18 protein-coding genes are annotated in these 16,714 nt (G+C 70.1%); 8 read left to right on the forward strand and 10 right to left on the reverse strand.

Annotated features, from left to right (window positions below):
• Positions 1 to 11: 11 nt before the first annotated feature.
• Positions 12 to 2,465 carry an ATP-dependent helicase HrpB gene (gene hrpB / locus MKL20_RS06815; RefSeq protein ID WP_244036043.1) on the reverse strand — a complete coding sequence of 818 codons (2,454 nt, stop codon included), beginning with the start codon at positions 2,463 to 2,465 and terminating at the stop codon, positions 12 to 14.
• Positions 2,466 to 2,616: 151 nt separating this feature from the next.
• On the opposite strand from hrpB, the gene MKL20_RS06820 reads away from it, so the two are divergent.
• From MKL20_RS06820 to MKL20_RS06835, 4 genes are all read left to right on the forward strand, one after another.
• Entirely contained in the window at positions 2,617 to 3,249 is a 633-nt protein-coding gene (locus MKL20_RS06820) for a carboxymuconolactone decarboxylase family protein (protein WP_244036044.1), read from the forward strand.
• 149 nt (positions 3,250 to 3,398) lie between these two features.
• Positions 3,399 to 3,632 (forward strand): hypothetical protein, encoded by a 234-nt coding sequence (locus tag MKL20_RS06825; RefSeq protein ID WP_244036045.1) that lies wholly within the window; start codon positions 3,399 to 3,401, stop codon positions 3,630 to 3,632.
• Positions 3,633 to 3,739: 107 nt separating this feature from the next.
• A complete protein-coding gene (locus MKL20_RS06830; RefSeq protein WP_244036046.1) occupies positions 3,740 to 4,126 on the forward strand; it encodes a hypothetical protein in 387 nt (128 codons plus the stop codon).
• A gap of 228 nt (positions 4,127 to 4,354) precedes the next feature.
• A complete protein-coding gene (locus MKL20_RS06835; protein ID WP_243971589.1) occupies positions 4,355 to 5,071 on the forward strand; it encodes a YoaK family protein in 717 nt (238 codons plus the stop codon).
• A 12-nt stretch (positions 5,072 to 5,083) separates the two neighbouring features.
• On the opposite strand, the gene MKL20_RS06840 is transcribed toward MKL20_RS06835, so the two are convergent.
• From MKL20_RS06840 to fabA, 5 genes are all read right to left on the reverse strand, one after another.
• A complete protein-coding gene (locus MKL20_RS06840; protein ID WP_244036047.1) occupies positions 5,084 to 5,332 on the reverse strand; it encodes a flagellar protein in 249 nt (82 codons plus the stop codon).
• A 162-nt stretch (positions 5,333 to 5,494) separates the two neighbouring features.
• Positions 5,495 to 6,325 carry an enoyl-ACP reductase FabI gene (gene fabI / locus MKL20_RS06845; RefSeq protein WP_243971593.1) on the reverse strand — a complete coding sequence of 277 codons (831 nt, stop codon included), beginning with the start codon at positions 6,323 to 6,325 and terminating at the stop codon, positions 5,495 to 5,497.
• Between the two features lie 189 nt (positions 6,326 to 6,514).
• Entirely contained in the window at positions 6,515 to 6,637 is a 123-nt protein-coding gene (locus MKL20_RS32925; RefSeq protein WP_279594573.1) for a hypothetical protein, read from the reverse strand.
• A gap of 59 nt (positions 6,638 to 6,696) precedes the next feature.
• Positions 6,697 to 7,923 carry a beta-ketoacyl-ACP synthase I gene (gene fabB / locus MKL20_RS06850; protein WP_244036048.1) on the reverse strand — a complete coding sequence of 409 codons (1,227 nt, stop codon included), beginning with the start codon at positions 7,921 to 7,923 and terminating at the stop codon, positions 6,697 to 6,699.
• A 143-nt stretch (positions 7,924 to 8,066) separates the two neighbouring features.
• A complete protein-coding gene (fabA, locus tag MKL20_RS06855; protein WP_243971597.1) occupies positions 8,067 to 8,603 on the reverse strand; it encodes a 3-hydroxyacyl-[acyl-carrier-protein] dehydratase FabA in 537 nt (178 codons plus the stop codon).
• Positions 8,604 to 8,832: 229 nt separating this feature from the next.
• Between fabA and irr the strand changes: the two genes are divergently transcribed.
• The gene (irr, locus tag MKL20_RS06860) at positions 8,833 to 9,348 is read left to right on the forward strand and encodes a Fur family transcriptional regulator Irr (protein WP_279594574.1); all 516 of its coding nucleotides are present in this window, start codon (positions 8,833 to 8,835) and stop codon (positions 9,346 to 9,348) included.
• A gap of 428 nt (positions 9,349 to 9,776) precedes the next feature.
• Here irr and MKL20_RS06865 read toward each other — a convergent pair whose 3' ends face one another.
• Entirely contained in the window at positions 9,777 to 10,340 is a 564-nt protein-coding gene (locus MKL20_RS06865; protein WP_244036049.1) for an SH3 domain-containing protein, read from the reverse strand.
• Between the two features lie 358 nt (positions 10,341 to 10,698).
• Between MKL20_RS06865 and MKL20_RS06870 the strand changes: the two genes are divergently transcribed.
• Positions 10,699 to 11,697, forward strand: a complete 999-nt coding sequence (locus MKL20_RS06870; RefSeq protein ID WP_243971603.1) for a 2-hydroxyacid dehydrogenase — start codon at positions 10,699 to 10,701, stop codon at positions 11,695 to 11,697.
• A gap of 94 nt (positions 11,698 to 11,791) precedes the next feature.
• On the opposite strand, the gene MKL20_RS06875 is transcribed toward MKL20_RS06870, so the two are convergent.
• The 3 genes from MKL20_RS06875 to MKL20_RS06885 all read right to left on the reverse strand — a co-directional run bounded on the left by MKL20_RS06875 (position 11,792) and on the right by MKL20_RS06885 (position 14,293).
• Positions 11,792 to 12,091 (reverse strand): GIY-YIG nuclease family protein, encoded by a 300-nt coding sequence (locus MKL20_RS06875; protein WP_244036050.1) that lies wholly within the window; start codon positions 12,089 to 12,091, stop codon positions 11,792 to 11,794.
• 153 nt (positions 12,092 to 12,244) lie between these two features.
• Positions 12,245 to 12,877, reverse strand: a complete 633-nt coding sequence (locus tag MKL20_RS06880; protein WP_244036051.1) for a cyclic nucleotide-binding domain-containing protein — start codon at positions 12,875 to 12,877, stop codon at positions 12,245 to 12,247.
• 90 nt (positions 12,878 to 12,967) lie between these two features.
• A complete protein-coding gene (locus MKL20_RS06885) occupies positions 12,968 to 14,293 on the reverse strand; it encodes a flavin monoamine oxidase family protein (protein ID WP_244036052.1) in 1,326 nt (441 codons plus the stop codon).
• Between the two features lie 127 nt (positions 14,294 to 14,420).
• Here MKL20_RS06885 and MKL20_RS06890 point away from each other — a divergent pair, with 127 nt between their 5' ends.
• A complete protein-coding gene (locus tag MKL20_RS06890) occupies positions 14,421 to 15,125 on the forward strand; it encodes a sulfate transporter family protein (RefSeq protein ID WP_244036053.1) in 705 nt (234 codons plus the stop codon).
• Positions 15,126 to 15,217: 92 nt separating this feature from the next.
• On the forward strand, positions 15,218 to 16,504 hold the full coding sequence (locus MKL20_RS06895) for an efflux RND transporter periplasmic adaptor subunit (protein WP_244036054.1): 1,287 nt from the start codon (positions 15,218 to 15,220) through the stop codon (positions 16,502 to 16,504).
• Positions 16,505 to 16,714 lie beyond the last annotated feature (210 nt).

The raw sequence follows: 16,714 nt of genomic DNA on the forward strand, positions 1-16,714 counted from the left end.
GGTGCCGGATCTTACGTCCCGCGCGGCTTGGCCCGGCGGGTCGGCGCCTCGGCGAGCGGGTCTTCCGGCCAGGGGTGGCGGAGGTAGCGCCCGCGCATCTCCGCCCGCACCGCCACCCAGGAGCCGCGCCAGAAGCCCGGCAGGTCCCGGGTGATCTGGATCGGACGATGGGCCGGCGACAGCAGGTGCAGGACGAGGGGCCGGCCGCCCGCGGTCGGGTGCCGGTCGAGGCCGAACAGCTCCTGCACCCGGACGGCCAGGACCGGTTCCGCCTCGGTGTAGTCGACCGGGATGCGCGAGCCGGTCGGCACTTCGACATGGGTCGGTGCCTCCGCATCGAGCCGGCCGCGAAGCTGCCAGGGCAGCAGGTTCTGCAGGGCCCCGGCGAGGTCGTCCGCGGTGATGGCGGCCACGGAATTACGCCCGACCAGTGCCGGAGCCAGCCAGGTCTCGGCGCTCGCGGCGAGGGTGGCATCGGACAGGTCCGGCCACTCAGCATCCTCCGCCGTGCGCAAAAACTGGACCCGGGCGCGCCATTGCGAAAGCGCTGGCGTCCAGGGCAGGCGATCGAGGCCCAGCCCGACGATGCCCTGGGCGAGGATCTCGGCGGATTCTAGCTCGGCTGGGACCGGCAGCGGCCGTTCCCCGAGATTGACCGCACCCAGACGCCGGACCGCCCGGGCGCGCAGGGCGGCGGCCTGCGGATCGAAGGTCACCTCGGTGCGGGCCTCGATCCGGTCGGCGAAGAGCCGCTCGATCGCCTCGGCCCCGATGGCGGCGGCGGCCAGGATGCGGGCATTGCCGGCGGCGCCCGCGAGGTCGGCGATCACCAGGTAGGTCTCCCGGGCGAGCGGGCTCGCCGGGTCGAGGCGGCCGGCCCGGCCGCTGGCCATCACGAACTCGCCCTCCCGGCCCCGGGCGCGGGCGACCCGGTCCGGATAGGCCAGCGCCAGCAGCGGGCCGGCCGCCTCCCGGTCGTCCTGTTGGGCGCCCCCGGCGATGCGCGCCCAATTCTCGGCAAGGCGACGCATGTCCGTGGCCCGTCCGCCCCTGTCCCGGCGGAAGCGCTCGACCCGCTCGTCGAGGTCGATGCCGTCGCCGCCGAGCCCGCGCTCCACCAGCACCGCTGCGAGGTCGGCGGCAGCCCGCGCTTGGCCGATCCCGGCCGCCACCGTCACCATCCGGGCGAGCCGCGGCGGCAGCGGCAGGGCGCGCAGCCTCGTGCCGATCTCCGTAAGCCGTCCGTCGGAATCGAGCGCTCCGAGGGCGCCGAGCATGGTGCGGGCCTCCGTGAGCGCGGCCGCAGGCGGCGGATCGAGGAAGGCCAGCGTGCGCGGGTCGGTGACGCCCCAGGCGGCACAGTCGAGGAGCAGGCCGGCGAGATCGGCCGACAGGATCTCGGGTCGGGTAAACGGTTCGAGCGCGCTGGTGCCGGCCTCCGACCAGAGCCGCCAGCACAGGCCGGGCTCCGTCCGGCCGGCGCGGCCCCGGCGTTGGTCGACAGAGGCGCGCGACGCCCGGGCGGTCACCAGCCGGGTCAGGCCGAGGCCTGGCTCGTAGACCGGCACCCGGGCCAGGCCGGAATCGACCACGATCCGCACGCCCTCGATAGTCAGCGACGTCTCGGCGATGCTGGTGGCCAGCACGACCTTGCGGGTGCCAGGCGGCGCCGGCGCGACGGCGCGGTCCTGCTCGGCCGGGGTGAGCGCACCGTAGAGCGGTGCGAGCTGAACCTCCGGCCCGACTTTTTCGACGAGAAGATCGTGAGTCCGGCGGATCTCCGCCTGCCCTGGCAGGAACACCAGCACCGAGCCCGGATCCGCTCGGAGCGCGCGCAACGTCACTTCGGCGACCGAGTCTTCGATCCGCCGGTTCGGGTCGCGCTCGGCGTAGCGGGTCTCCACCGGGAAGGCCCGGCCCTCGGAGGCGACCACCGGGGCGTCGCCCAGCAGCCGCGCGACGCGGGCGCCATCCAGGGTCGCCGACATGACCAGGATCCGCAGATCCTCCCGCAACCCGCTCTGCGCATCGCATGCCAGGGCGAGGCCGAGATCGGCGTCGAGGGAGCGCTCGTGGAATTCGTCGAACAGGACCGCGCCGACATTCGCCAACTCCGGGTCTTCGAGGATCATGCGCGTGAACACACCCTCGGTCACCACCTCGATCCGGGTCTTCGCCGAAATCTTCGAGCCGAGCCGGACCCGCAGACCGACCGTACCGCCGACCGGTTCACCCAGGGTCTGCGCCATCCGGGCGGCGGCGGCCCGGGCCGCGATCCGGCGCGGCTCCAACAAAACGATCTTGCGCCCGGCGAGCCAGGGCGCGTCGAGCAGGTCCAAGGGGACGCGCGTGGTCTTGCCGGCGCCCGGGGGCGCCACCAGCACGGCGGCGTTCCGGGCGGCGAGCGCGCTGCGCAGTTCGGGAAGCGCCGCCTCGATCGGCAGCGCAGTAACGGGACCGGCCATCGCGTCGCTGATGGCCCGGCGGGGCGCGCGGTGCAACCACTTGGCCGATGCGCATGACGCCGCCGCGCGATCGATACCGATCGGGGCGTTGCGCTCTGGCGAGCACCGCAAGTCGGCGCGAACCTGCTCTCAACAATCTGGGAGTGAAACGATGCGTCTCCGTCCGGCCGTCCTCGCTGTGGCGCTCGCCGTCCTGGCCCCTGCCCTGTCGGCGGCGGCCGGTGCGCAGGACCGCCTGCCGACCATCCCGCCGCAGGATTACACGCCGGAGCAGAAGCAGGCGGCGGACGCGTTCACGCAGGCCCGCGGCAAGCCCCCGTTCGGCCCGTTCGAGCCGCTGATGCACTCGCCCGAGGTGATGACCCTGGCCAGGTCGATGGGCGATTACCTCCGGTTCAAGCCGAAGATCGGCACCACCCTGTCGGAACTGGTGATCCTGCTTACCGCACGGCGCTGGACGCAGGATTACGAGTGGTACGTCCACGCGCCGATCGCCGAGAAGGCCGGGATCGCCCCCGAGATCGTCGCGGCGATCCGCGACGGACGCCGGCCAACGACGATGAGCGACGACGAGACCGTCGTGTACGAGTTCACAGCCGAGTTGCAGGATACCAGACGTGTCTCGGACACGACCTACGCCAAGGCTGAGGCCCGGTTCGGCAAGGCCGGGATCGTCGATCTGGTCGCGATCTCGGGCTACTACACGCTGCTCGCCATGGAGCTGAACGCAGCGCGCTATCCGATTCCCAAGGACGGCCAGCGCCTGCCCCGCCTTCCGGAGTGAACAGCGCTATCCACAGCCTGCAGGCAGCCGGATCCCCGTTATCCACAGGGTTAACGACCCCTTGAGGCCGGTCTCATTGGGCCGTTGACGAAACGTTAACCCTTCTGGCTTGTTCTCTCTTCGTTCCGGGCGCAACGAAGGAGAATCCGATGCTGACCCAGGCGCTAGCCGTACAGAAGGACCATGGCTGCCCCGTCGACGCGATCAGCCGCGCCTATCTCGGTTTTGCCGGCGGCGATGCCGGCATCGCGCTCCGCTGCGCCATCGCCGACGCCCTGTCCGACCTCATGGACGCCGAGCGGCGCACCCGCGAGCGCAGCCGCCTGATCTCGCGCGGCTACATCCGGGAAGCACCGGCCACCGCCGGCAAGGCCGGAAGCTGAACGAAAGCTGCACGTCCACTTCAGCGTCGATGCAGGCCATCCTAGGCATTCTGTCTCTCGTGATCGGGATCGCTCCGGTGATCCCGCGCTTCATTCGGAGTCAGGACATGAGACGGATCGCTGTGCTTTCGGCCGCCGCGCTGATCGGCGCGGGGACCCTCGCTTCCACCGCCGCCGAGGCTCGCGGCGGCGGCGCCATCGCGGCGGGCATCATCGGCGGCCTGGCGGCCGGTGCCCTGATCGGCGCCGCGGCGCAGGCCGCCCCCGCCTACGGCTATTCCTACGGCTCGCCCTATGACGGATACGGGCCGACCCCCGTGGTGGTCCGGCCGCGCCCGGTCTATCGCGCCTACGAGGACGGGGAGCCGGTCTACGCGACTCGGCGGGTGGTCACCTATGAGCGGGTGCCGGTCGGCTACGGCCACCGGCGCTGGCGCGACGACCCGGATTGCGACGACGATTACGGCTACGGCCGCCGCTACCGCGGCTGGTGAACGCGGTCCCGCGCCGGGACCGGGCAATCCTCAGGATCCGGGCCGACGAGCGGGCTGCCCGGGGCGCTCTGCCGGTGCCGTCTCGTCCTGCGCAACGGATTCGTCGATGCGGGGCTGGGCGAAACAATGCAGGTCACGCCTGCACCCTGTCCGCGTACTCCACCCCAGCTTCGTCGGTTACGTTTGCTGGCTCTGAGTCGGCACTGATCCAACGGCATCGGCGAATCTATGCTTGTCCATGAAGGCGAGACGCGCAGCTTCGCGGCGGACCTCAACCTGTCCTGGTCCCTGGCGGCGGTGGCCGGTGCGCTGAACACGGCGGGTTTCTACGCCGTCGGGTTCTACGCCTCGAACATGACCGGCAACGTCTCGGCGATCTCCGACCGGGCCGGGACCGGCGACCTGATCCTGGCCGTGAAGGCGCTGCTCCTCGTCGTCCTGTTCATGCTGGGCGCCGCGACTTCGACGCTTCTGATCCGTCGTCGGCGGCGCCACGCGCGCCACGATGCCTATGCCTACAGCATCTGCGCGGAAGCGTGTTTGCTCGCCGCGATCGGCCTCGTCGCCCTGCCGCTGGCCGAGCCCGCCCGCGGCGAGGCCCTGGTGTTCGGCCTCAGCTTCGTCCTGGGCCTGCAGAACGCCGTGGTGACGAAGATCACCGATGCCCGGGTCCGGACCACCCACGTCACCGGCATGGTCACCGATATCGGCATCGAGCTGGCGCGCTGGCTGGACCGCAAGGCCGGCGACCCCCTGGCAAAGCGCCACGACCCCGACAAGCTGCGGCTTCACCTGATGACGGTGGGTGCATTCCTCGGCGGCGGCCTCGTGGGCGTGCTGGCCTATCGCACGGTCGGCGTGGGGCTGCTGTTCGCCGCCGCCGCGATCCTGGCGCTGCTGGCGGCCCCGGTGCTCGGCGCCCGCCGCTCGGCCCCGGCGGAGTGACGGGGACCGCGCTCAGGCCTTGATGTCGAGGAGCTGGCCGCTCATGCGGTCGGCGGTGCGCGCCACGGCGGCGTTCAGCGCGAAGGATGTCCGCGACTCGATCAGGTTGGCGACGGTGCTGGACAGATCGACCTGCGCGGCGGGCGGCAAGGCCGCATCTCCGGCCGGGGTGCCGATAGACGCGACCTTCTGCGCTGCCGTCCCGAGCCGGTCGGTCGCCCGGGTCATACCGGCGGTGGCCGTCTGAAGCGCGTCGATCATTACAGGGTCTCCTGCCAAGGATTGTGACAGGGAGAGCCGAGGCAACCGTTTCGCGGTTCCGTAGAATGCGAGGCAACGCGTCGATTCTTCGGGCAAGCGACGAGATAGGCCCGCGAGTTAAGGGCCGGGTCGCTCTCCGTGTCGGGCGTTAGGCTCGGAGCATCAGGCATCGCCGACGACGCCCGCCGCGTCCTGGGCCTGGAGCACGTCGGGGCGCGGCATCGAGATGATGTTGTAGCCGGCATCCACGAAATGGACTTCACCGGTTACGCCGCCGGAGAGCGGCGACAGCAGGTAGAGGGCGGAACCGCCGACATCGTCGAGGCTGACGGTGCGGCGCAGCGGCGCGTGGGCCGCCTGGTGGTTGAACATCAGCCTTGCGTCGGCGATGCCGGCGCCGGCCAGCGTGCGCATCGGGCCGGCCGAGAGGGCGTTGACCCGGATCCCGTCCGGGCCGAGATCGCTCGCCAGGTAGCGCACCGAGGCCTCCAGCGCAGCCTTCGCCACGCCCATCACGTTGTAATTCGGCATGACCCGGGTCGAGCCACCGTAGGTGAGCGTCAGCAGGGAGCCGCCGTTCTTCATGCGCTTGGCCGCGCGCTGGGCGATTTCGGTGAACGAGAAGCACGAGATCGTCAGAGTCCGTGCGAAGTTCTCGCGGGTGGTGACATCGACGTAGCGGCCCTTGAGCTGCGCCTTGTCGGAGAAACCGATGGCGTGGACCACGAAGTCGAGTTCGCCGTCGAAGCGCGCGTCGAGGGCCGCGAAGGTTGCGTCCACCGAGGCGACGTCCTCGACATCGCAGGGCAGCACGATGTCGGACTCGAGTCGCGCCGCCAGGGGGGCGACCCGCTTTCCGAGTGCCTCCCCCTGATAGGTGAAGGCCAGGCGGGCGCCGTGGGCGTGGAGGGTCCGGGCGATGCCCCAGGCGATCGAGTGATCGTTGGCGACGCCCATGATCAGGCCGCGCTTGCCCGCCATCAAACCTGTCATGCCGACTCACATTCCGTACGAGCACGCCGCCCAGGGGAAACCGGGACGAGCCGCGATGCGATCGTGCAGATCGCGACGCGGGTGCCTTAACGCGGCTTGCCGTGCGATCCAAACCGAACAGGCAACGGCTCGGGCCAAAAAAAAGCCCCGCCGGCGGGCGGGGCGTTCATCGCAGGGTGGAGGCGCGGTCTAGAAATACCCGTCCGTGTGCGAGCGTGCTTCCTCGATCAACGCCTGCTTGGCGTAGATCGCGGCGTAACCCGCGATCATCAGGCCGCCTAGTGCTCCGATCAGGAACGTACCCATCGTCACTACCTTGTCCAACGAGCGGTAAACGCCGCCCCAGTCGCGGTGGTTCCGGATCGGGACGCTCAGGCGTCCACGTGCTTCAGCACCAGCGTAGCGTTGGTGCCGCCGAAGCCGAAGGAGTTGGTCAGGACGTGGCCCAGCTTGGCGCCGTCCCGGCGTTCCCGCAGGATCGGCATGTCGGCGAAGGCCGGATCGATCGTGTCGATATGAGCGCTCTCGCAGATGAAGCCGTTCTGCATCATCAGCAGGCTGTAGATCGCCTCCTGCACGCCGGTGGCGCCGAGCGAGTGGCCCGTGAGCGACTTGGTCGCCGAGATCGGCGGGCAATCCTCGCCCCGGCCGAACACCTCGCGGATCGCTTCGATCTCCTTGTCGTCGCCGACAGGGGTCGAGGTGGCGTGCGGGTTGATGTAGTCGATCCGCGCACCCTTCAGGCCTTCCATCGCCTGGCGCATGCAGCGCACCGCGCCCTCCCCCGACGGGGCGACCATGTCGTGGCCGTCCGAGGTGGCGCCGTAGCCGGCGACCTCGCCGTAGATCCGCGCGCCGCGGGCCTTGGCGTGCTCCAGTTCCTCGAGCACCAGCACGCCGGCGCCGCCGGCGATGACGAAGCCGTCCCGGTTGGCGTCGTAGGCGCGCGACGCCCGGGCCGGCGTGTCGTTGTACTTCGACGACATGGCGCCCATGGCGTCGAACAGGTTCGACAGCGTCCAGTCGAGGTCCTCGCAGCCGCCGGCGAAGATGATGTCCTGCCGGCCGCCCTGGATGATTTCCGCGGCGTTGCCGATACAGTGGTTGGAGGTCGCGCAGGCCGATGAGATCGAGTAGTTCACGCCGCGGATCTTGAACCAAGTCGCCAGCGTCGCCGAGGCGGTCGAGGACATCGCCTTCGGGACCGCGAACGGACCGATCCGCTTCGGGCCCTTGTCGGCCGTGATCGCCGCGGCATCCACGATCACCCGGGTCGAGGGACCGCCCGAGCCCATGATGATGCCGGTGCGCTCATGCGAGATCTCGGCCTGCTCGAGGCCCGAATCCCGGATCGCCTGATCCATGGCCACATGGTTCCAGGCGGAGCCGCCGCCGTGGAAGCGCATGGCGCGCCGGTCGACCACGCCTTCGGGATCGAGGCTGGGCCGGCCCGAGACTTGGCTGCGGAAGTTGTGCTCGGCATAGCTCGCGTCGCGCGCGATACCCGAGCGCGCCTCGCGGAGGGAGGCCAGGACCTCCTGCGTGGTGTTGCCGATGGACGAGACGATGCCCATCCCGGTGATGACGACGCGGCGCATGGTCGTGACGATTCCTCCGTCGCGGCGTCGGTCGCCCGTGCCGCGTCCCGGTCAGCTAAGGTGACGCGGGTACAATCTCAACTGCCGAGGGCGTCCGGCGTTGCCGACCGGGTGCGAAACATGCCCTCGAAGACGCGGCCCGGTCAGCTCTGGAACAAGCCGACCCGCATGTCCTGGACCTGGTAGACGCGCTCGCCATCCGCCTCAAGCCAGCCGTCGCCGATGCCCAGCACGAGCTTGCCCTGGCGGACGCGCTTCACGTCCACGTTGTAGACGACCCGCTTCATGGTCGGCAGGACCTGGCCGGCGAGCTTCACCTCGCCGACGCCGAGCGCCCGGCCGCGGCCCGGCGCGCCGAGCCAGCCGAGATGGAAGCCGAGCATCTGCCACAGGGCGTCGAGGCCCAGGCAGCCCGGCATCACCGGGTCGCCCTGGAAGTGGCAGGGGAAGAACCAAAGGTCGGGACGGATGTCGAGCTCGGCGGTCACATGGCCCTTGCCGTGGGCGCCGCCCTCCTGGCCGATGCTGGTGATCCGGTCGAACATCAGCATCGGCGGCAGCGGAAGCTGCGCATTCCCGGCGCCGAAAAGCTCGCCGCGCCCGCAGGCCAGTAGATCCTGGTAGGAATAGTGCGACTTGCGGCTCGCGGCCTGTGCTGGCGTCTCGGCGTCTTGCGACATGAAGGAGGCTGTTTCCTCTGGATTCTAAAATCTTCGGCGGGCGGGCACGCGATGCGCGACAGGCGCCCGGTCGTTCGGCGCGCGGGTTAGCACGGGGCGCCGTACCGTCAAAGCCATCCCCGCCTTCGCACCGGCCACGATGCGGCTCGGGTTGCGACCGCATGTCCACTTCCGTATAGTATGACGAATCCCATTCCTACAGGGTCCTCGTCGAGCGTTCAGTCCCGAAATGTCCGAACTGCTGCCCCTTCAGGCGATCCTCAACGGCCGGGTGCCCGCCCCCCAGCTGGAAGCCAACGGCATGCCGCGTCGCGGCTGTCCGCTGTCCGATCTGCGCGACCGTTTGCGCCGGGCCGGTCTGCGGCCGACCCGTCAGCGCCTGTCCCTGGGCTGGCTCCTGTTCGGCCGCGGCGACCGCCACCTGACCGCCGAGATGCTCTACGACGAGGCGATGCGCGCCAAGGTGCCGGTCTCGCTGGCCACCGTCTACAACACGCTCCACCAGTTCACCGAGGCCGGGCTCCTGCGCCAACTCGCGCTGGATGGGTCGAAGGCCTATTTCGACACGAACCCGAGCGAGCACCATCACTTCTACCTCGAGGACGAGAATCAGGTGATCGACATGCCGGATTGCGGTATCACGGTTGATTCTCTGCCCGAGGCTCCCGAGGGCATGGAGATCGCCGGCGTCGAGGTGATCGTCCGGCTCCGCCGCGCCCGTCCGGCGACGCGCCGCCAGAGCTGAGTGGTTCGAGCGGCTTCGGCCGCTTGCGCTGACGTTGAGCCGCCCGGTTTCGGGCGGCTTTTTTGTTGCGCGTCAGTCGTTGCCGAATGAGTCGCGGTTCCCCTCTCCCGCACGGGAGAGGGGGCACGTTACGGGCTGCATGAGCGGGGTGTAAGCACCACGCGGCGCGTGCGCAGGACGAGGCCTGCGCCCCGCTTCGCGAAGGCGAGCGCCTGCCGGTCCTCAACCGAACCGCGGCAGACCCTTCCAATCACCAAAACTCCACCTACCCCCTCATCCTGAGGCGACGGAGCGCAGCGGAGGCCTCGAAGGAGGGCTCCAGGGATCGCGCGGGTTCTAGAAGGCTCCTTCCAGGGTGACGCGACGCGCCGCCACTTCAGGATGAGGGAGGGGGTTGGAGACGCCGGGTCTTCTCAACCCCAAAAAAGCTACTCCACCACCTCGTTCGGATACACGCCCCAGAGGCGGTTCTGGCGGATGTAGCCGTCCACGTCCCGCCGGTTCGGCAGGGTCACGATCAGCCGGCACCAGCCTGAGCTGCAAGTCTTTACGCTGCCGATCACGCCGGTCTGGAGCCGGGCTTCGTCCGCGGCGCCCTCGTCGGCCTTGGCGCGCAGCGGGATCGCGGACTTCTCGGCGCCCTTGTCCGGGCCTGCATTGACGATCGCGGTGCGCCGCCCCGAGAGCAGCGAGTGCAATACCCAACCCTCGGTGCCCTCCGAATCGCGGATCCGCCGCCAGGTCTCGAACTCGCCGACGATCTCCACCGGCAGGCCGGCACGCTGGAACACCCAGAGAGTGCGGTGATCCTTGGAGGGCCCTTCCCGCAGGTTGACGCGGTCGGTCTTCAGGCTGGCGTAGCGGGGCAACGGCAGCTTGGTGACGGGGCCGATGCCGGTCTCGGGCGTCGTGGGCGGCGGGGCCGCGGCCGCGGGGGCGAGGCCGGCCAGCAGCAGCGCCGCGACGGCGAAGCTCAGGCGTGACGCGCGCATGGTCTTCTCCCTTTCCCGACGTCGAGGCGCCGCGCGGAACCGCCTGAGGCCGATCCGCTCGGGCGTTTGATCCTGTTTCCCCCATCCCGGGAACCGGAAAGCCCCGAACGGGGCCGGCCCGAGGGGCCTGGGAGGTGATAGCGCGGTCCTTCGATGCGCGGATCCCGCCGGCATCCGATTGTGTTCCGGCCCACCTCTGGTAGAGAGGCCGATGGGTCGGAACAGGCTCCGGGACCGGTGCCTCGCACCCGACCTGTCTGGCCGAGTTCGGTTAACGGACGCTTGCTGACGGTGGTCCGGATCCGGTCCACCGGGCAGGGATCGCCAACACGGCCGCGAGGCTGACGGGGAGAGAGACGTGTCGAAGCGCAAGCCGCTGGTGGTCGTGACGCGGCGCCTGCCGGATGCCGTCGAGACGCGGATGCGCGAGCTGTTCGACGTGCGCCTCAGTTCCGACGATGCCGCGATGCCGGCGGACGCCCTCGCGGCGGCCCTGCGCGAGGCCGACGTGCTGGTCCCCACCGTCACCGACGAGATCGATGCCGGGCTGCTCGCCCAGGCCGGCCCGAACCTGCGGCTGATCGCGAATTTCGGCAACGGCGTCGACCATATCGACGTGGCCGCCGCCCTGGAGCGCGGTATCACGGTCACCAACACCCCCGGCGTCCTGACCGAGGACACCGCCGACATGACCATGGCGCTGATCCTCGCCGTGGCCCGCCGGGTCACCGAGGGCGCGCGGATCATCCCGGACGACGATTGGACCACGGGCTGGTCGCCGACCTGGATGCTCGGCCGGCGCATCACCGGCAAGCGGCTCGGCATCGTCGGCATGGGCCGGATCGGCCAGGCTCTGGCCAAGCGCGCCCGCGCCTTCGGCCTGCAGGTCCACTACCACAACCGCCGCCGGGTGCCGGCCGCGATCGAGGGCGCGCTCGACGCAACCTACTGGGAATCCCTCGACCAGATGCTGGCCCGGGTCGACATCGTGTCGGTGAACTGCCCGCACACGCCCGCGACCTACCACCTGCTCTCGGCCCGGCGCCTGAAGCTGCTGAAGCCCGAGGCGATCGTGGTCAACACCGCCCGCGGCGAGGTGATCGACGAGAACGCGCTGGCCCGGCTGATCGAGGCCGGCGATGTCTCGGCGGCCGGCCTCGACGTGTTCGAGCAGGAGCCGGCGGTGAGCCCGCGCCTGGTGAAGCTCGCCCGCCAGGGCAAGGTGGTGCTGCTGCCCCATATGGGCTCGGCGACCTACGAGAGCCGCACCGACATGGGCGAGAAGGTCATCATCAACATCAAGACCTTCATGGACGGCCACCGCCCGCCGGACCGGATCCTGCCGAGCATGCTCTGAGTACGGTCTCGGAAACACCACCCTTGTCTTTCCGGGGCCGCGCAGCGGAACCCGGAACCCATAGCCGCTGACGTGGCCGGATGAGCGCGACGCTCTACGATCCGGTCCAGCCGCTCAAGGTTGGGTAGAGGTCCGTCCAGTCCGGGTTGAAATCCTCAATCAATCGGATCTTCCAGTCGCGGCGCCATTTCTTGAGCGCCTTCTCCCGGTCGATCGCCTCCGCGATATAATCGTAGGATTCATACCAGACCAGTCGCGTCACGCCGTAGGTGGCCGTGAAGCCTGGGCTTGCTGCGATCCGATGTTCGTGGACACGGCGGGCGAGATTGTTGGTCACGCCGACGTAGAGGGTGCCGTGCTTTCGGCTGGCAAGCAGGTAGACCCAGTAAGCCACGGTGGATTTGCCCGACCGGCTTCATTTCCAAACCGAAGCCGACAGCGCCTATTTTCGGCATCCTCGGCGGTTATGGGTTCCGGGTTCTCGCCTTCGGCGAGCCCCGGAAAGACAAGGTGCGGTGTTCGCGGTTGAAGCGATTCGAGCGGTGAATCATAGCAAGTCGCCTTCCGCCGCCAAGGTCTGCGTCGGCGTCTCGCGGCTCACACTCTGGAACAGTCGCTCGCTGGTCAGCTTGAGGAAATAGAACCCGAATTCCGGGTTCTGGTAATAGAGCTGCTTCACGTCGGAATACGAGACGCACAGCGCGTTTCCAGCCTCGATGCAGATCAGCGACGCGGTCCGGGTGTTGCCCGGCGCGAGCAGGCCGAGCTCGCCGACGATGCCGCCCTTGCGCACCTCGATCCCGACCTCCGGGATCCGGAAGGCGCCGCTCTCGACGTAGTACATCTCGCCCGCCGGCTCGCCCTTGCGGAACACCACCTCGCCGATCCCGAACGGGCGCTGTGACCCGAACGGCCGCAGCCATTCGAGGGAGAGGTTGCCGTCGGCGGCGGTCTCGACGTCGCGCACCAGCCGCATCATCTGCCAGAGCCGGTAGGCATTGAACGGGATCTGGATCGCTTCGGTGAGCACCACCGGCATGCTGCCGATGAGCACCCCGTAGGTGATCACGGCGCAGCTGGCGCAGAGCGAGATGATCCGCAGCGGGATCATGGTGCTCATGGCCGAGGCCGAGATGGTCAGCGCGGTGCCGAGATAGCCGATCGCCTCGATCCAATCCACGCGCGCCTCCACCATCCCGCCAGCCCCAGCGGGATGCCCGTCCCGCTTCGCTCCGGCAAGACGCGTGGGCCCGAGCCGGGCGTCTGCGCCTCAGGCTGTGCCCGCGCGGATACGCTCGGCGGCGGCCGCGGCGGCCCGGGTGCCCTCCTCGTAGGCGCCCCCGACCGTGCCCCATTGCAGCCGCGACAGCGCCTCCCCGGCGAACCAGACCGTGTCGGCGAGCGGCGCATGCAGGAATTCGCGCGCCGGCGCGTGGCCGGGGGGCACCACCGCCCAGGAGCCGCGGGACCACGGGTCATGCCGCCACGTGCTCACCGCCGGGATGGTGAGATCGCGCAGCCGCGCCCGGCCGAACTGCTCGGCCAGGACCGACCGGACATGACGGCGCACCCCGTCGGCCCCGGATCCGGCGGCGTCGAGCGCTTGGGCCTCGTGCACGTCGAGCTCGTAATAATGGAACGGTGTGCCGTCGATCCGGGTGAGCAGGCCCGCCGGCGAGGGCCGGGTGCCGTGGATCGCCGCCAGCCTGTCGCGACCCCGGAACGGGCTCGACGGCCAGTGCAGCACCGCGTGCTCGTAGAGGCCGGTGGAAAAGCCGTCGATCGCGGCGCGGACCGCGTTCGGCAACGGCGGCGAGAAGGCGGGCCCGTCGCGCAGCACCATGACCGGCACGGTCACGATCACCGCCCGGGCGCGGTACTCCGTGCCGTCGGCCGTCTCCAGGCGCACGCGCTTATCCGACCAGTCGATGCGCGTCACCGGGCTCGCGAGCGCGATCGGCAGATCGTTGGCCAGCCGAGCGAGGTAGCTGCCGTAGCCGCCGGCCAGAAAAAAGTTCTCGCTGTATTCTAGGCTCGGGAAGTCGTGCAGCGACACCTCGCCGAGCGGCCGGCCCGAGACCAGCCCGTGGACCTGCGCCACCCGAGAGCCCCAGGGGCCGAGGCCCGGCGGCAGGGCGCTTTCCGCCGGCCGGTCGGGCCCCGGCTGCGCGGCGCCGCGGGTCATGGCCTGGTCGGCCCGGTCGAAGGCCCGGGCGTTGGCCCGGATCTCGTCTGGCCGGCCCCGGCGGCGGTCGACCCAGACATGGCTCTCCTGGGGGGCCAGCTTCAGGCGCTCCCCGCGGGCCCGGCCCAAGGCCACCAGCGGGTTGATCGGCCCGGCATGGAGCCAGTGCGCCCCGAGGTCGAGGGCGTGGCCGCGGATCGAGACCGTAAAGGCCCGGCCGCCGATCCGGTCGCGGGCCTCCAGCACGGCCACACGGACGCCTCGCTCCACCAGGGTCCGGGCCGCCCCGATCCCGGCCGCGCCGGCGCCGATCACCAGCACCTCGGGATCCGCGGGCAGCGGTGCCAGGCGCGGCCGGTAATCGGGTGCGCGCGCCGGCTCCGCGGATGTCCGAGAGATCGTGGCCGTCATCCTGGCGTCCTGCACGCGCGCTCCTGTCCGCTCGCTCCGGTGCGGCGGCGCCCGGTCTTGCGCCGGTGGCCGCACCCCTTCACAACGCTGCCGCGCCGCCTCCAGCGCTAGCCGGAAACCCCGCCCGATGATCGTCGAGTCCGCCGCGGCGGCTTTGCGCCAGACCTTCTCCCCGCCCCTGCGGGCGATCCTGTGGAAGTCCCTCGGCCTGACGCTCGGGCTGCTGGTCCTGCTGTGGCTCGGCCTGACCCGCCTGGTCCAGGCGTTTCAGGCGAGCCACCACATCTCAGCCCAATACCCGATCCTTGACAGCCTCGCCTACTACCTCGCCGGGTTCGGCCTGTTCGTGGTTCTGGCCTATCTCATGCCGGCGATCTCGATCCTGGTGGCGGGCTTTTTTCTCGACGATGCCGCCGCGATCGTGGAGCGCACGGACTTTCCCGACGATCCCCCCGGCCGGCCCATGCCGCTCGGCACCGCGATGTTCTACGCCGTGCGCTTCGCGGGTGTGACGCTGCTGGTCAACCTGGCGGCGCTGGTGATCTTCTTCGTGCCGGTGATCGGGATCGCGGCATTCTTCGGCGCCAACGCCTACCTGCTGGCGCGAGAATACTTTGAGATGGCGGCGGCCCGGTTCCGGCCGCTTCCCGAGGCCGCCGAGATGCGCAAGACCTTCGCGGTGCGCACGCTCAGCGCCGGCTGCCTGATGTCGGCCATGATGGTCATACCGATCCTCAACCTGCTGACGCCGCTGTTCGGGATCGCCCTGATGGTCCACCTGCACAAGCGCCTCAGCGAGCGTCGTCAACTGGCGGCTCCGGTCCCGCGATAGGGGGATGCGTCGAAGCCTCGCTCTGGTCGCCGCGGTTTTCGGCCGCTACCGTGGCGAGAACCCGGCGGCGCTCCGGGGCGGAGAGCCGAACGATGAAGGCGCACGACGCGGCGCAGGGTGGCCCCAAGGACATCCCCCCGCCCCCGGGCAAGGGCCCGTTTCTCCTGGTGGGGCTGATCGCGCTCGGCCTGCTCGGCTACGGCGCCTACAACCACTGGCAGCGGGACGTCGAGGCGACCGCGACGCTGGAGCGGATCAAGACCCTGGTGCCCCAGGTGCGCACCGTGGTGGCGGAGCGGACGGACGGCCCCCTCGATCTGACGCTTCCGGGCGAGACGCAGCCTTTCACCACCGCGTCGATCGCGGCCCGCGCCACCGGTTACATCGCCGAGCGGCGGGTCGATATCGGATCCCGGGTCAAGGCCGGCGACCTGCTCCTGCGCATCGCCGCCCCGGATCTCGACCAGCAACTCGCGCAGGCTCAAGCGCAGGTCGGCCAGCTGAAGGCGCAGCTGCTCCAGGCTCAGGCGCAGGTCGAGCAGGCCCGCGCCAACGTCAACCTCGCCAACCTGACCAACAACCGCACCGCGACCCTGGCCGTCCAGGGCTGGGCCTCGCGCCAGAACGCCGACACCTCGCAGGCGAGCGTGCTCTCGCAGGCCGCGGCCCTCGCGGCCGCCGAGGCGGGGGTGAAGGTGGCTACCGCCAACATCACGTCACAGGTGGCCGCGGTCGAGCGCCTGAAGGCGCTGACCGCGTTCGAGCGGGTGGTCGCGCCCTTCGACGGCGTGGTGACGACCCGCAACGTCGATGTCGGTGATCTGGTCAAAGCCGACAATGGCGGCACGCCGCTGCTCAGCATGGACCAGGACAGCCTTCTGCGCATCGCCGTGAACGTGCCCCAGAACGATGCCGTCGGGGTCAAGCCGGGCGTCCAGGCCGAGATCAGCGTGCCGCAGATCCCGGGACGCCGCTTCGGCGGCTTCGTCGAACGCAGCTCGGTGGCGCTCAACGCCGCCTCGCGCACCTTGACGACCCAGGTCGATGTGCCGAACCCCGACCGGGTCCTGCGGGCGGGCCTCTACGCAACCGTCACGCTGAAGATCCCGCGCACCGAGGAAAGCGTCTCGGTCCCCGCGGAGGCGACGGTGTTCAACCGCAACGGCCTTCAGGTCGCCGAAGTCGGCGACGACGACAAGGTGACGTGGCGGACGATCCGGGTGCGGCGCGATCTCGGGCGGGTGCTCGAACTCGAATCGGGTCTGGCCGCCGACAGCCACATCGTCTTCAGCCCTCCGCCGGAGCTGCGCGACGGTCAGACGATCGAGCGCGTGACGCCGCCGCAGCCGGCCAAGCCGATCCGGGCTGCGGAGCGGTGATGGCTGACGATGGGTTTAGTTGCGATGTCCCCGGCGCCGCTACCTGTTCGGCACCTCTCCCATACAAATCCCTCATCCTGAGCAACCGTTATGCGGGCTCGGCCGCGGCACGCCATGGCGTGCCGCGGCCGAGGACGGTGTTGGCGTAGATGAGCAGCTTTCGGGCGCAGGCGATGAGGGCCTGCTTGTGGGTCTTGCCGCGGGCCTGGA

Source organism: Methylobacterium sp. E-066, from assembly GCF_022829635.1.
In the GTDB taxonomy this organism is placed as follows: Bacteria; Pseudomonadota; Alphaproteobacteria; order Rhizobiales; family Beijerinckiaceae; genus Methylobacterium.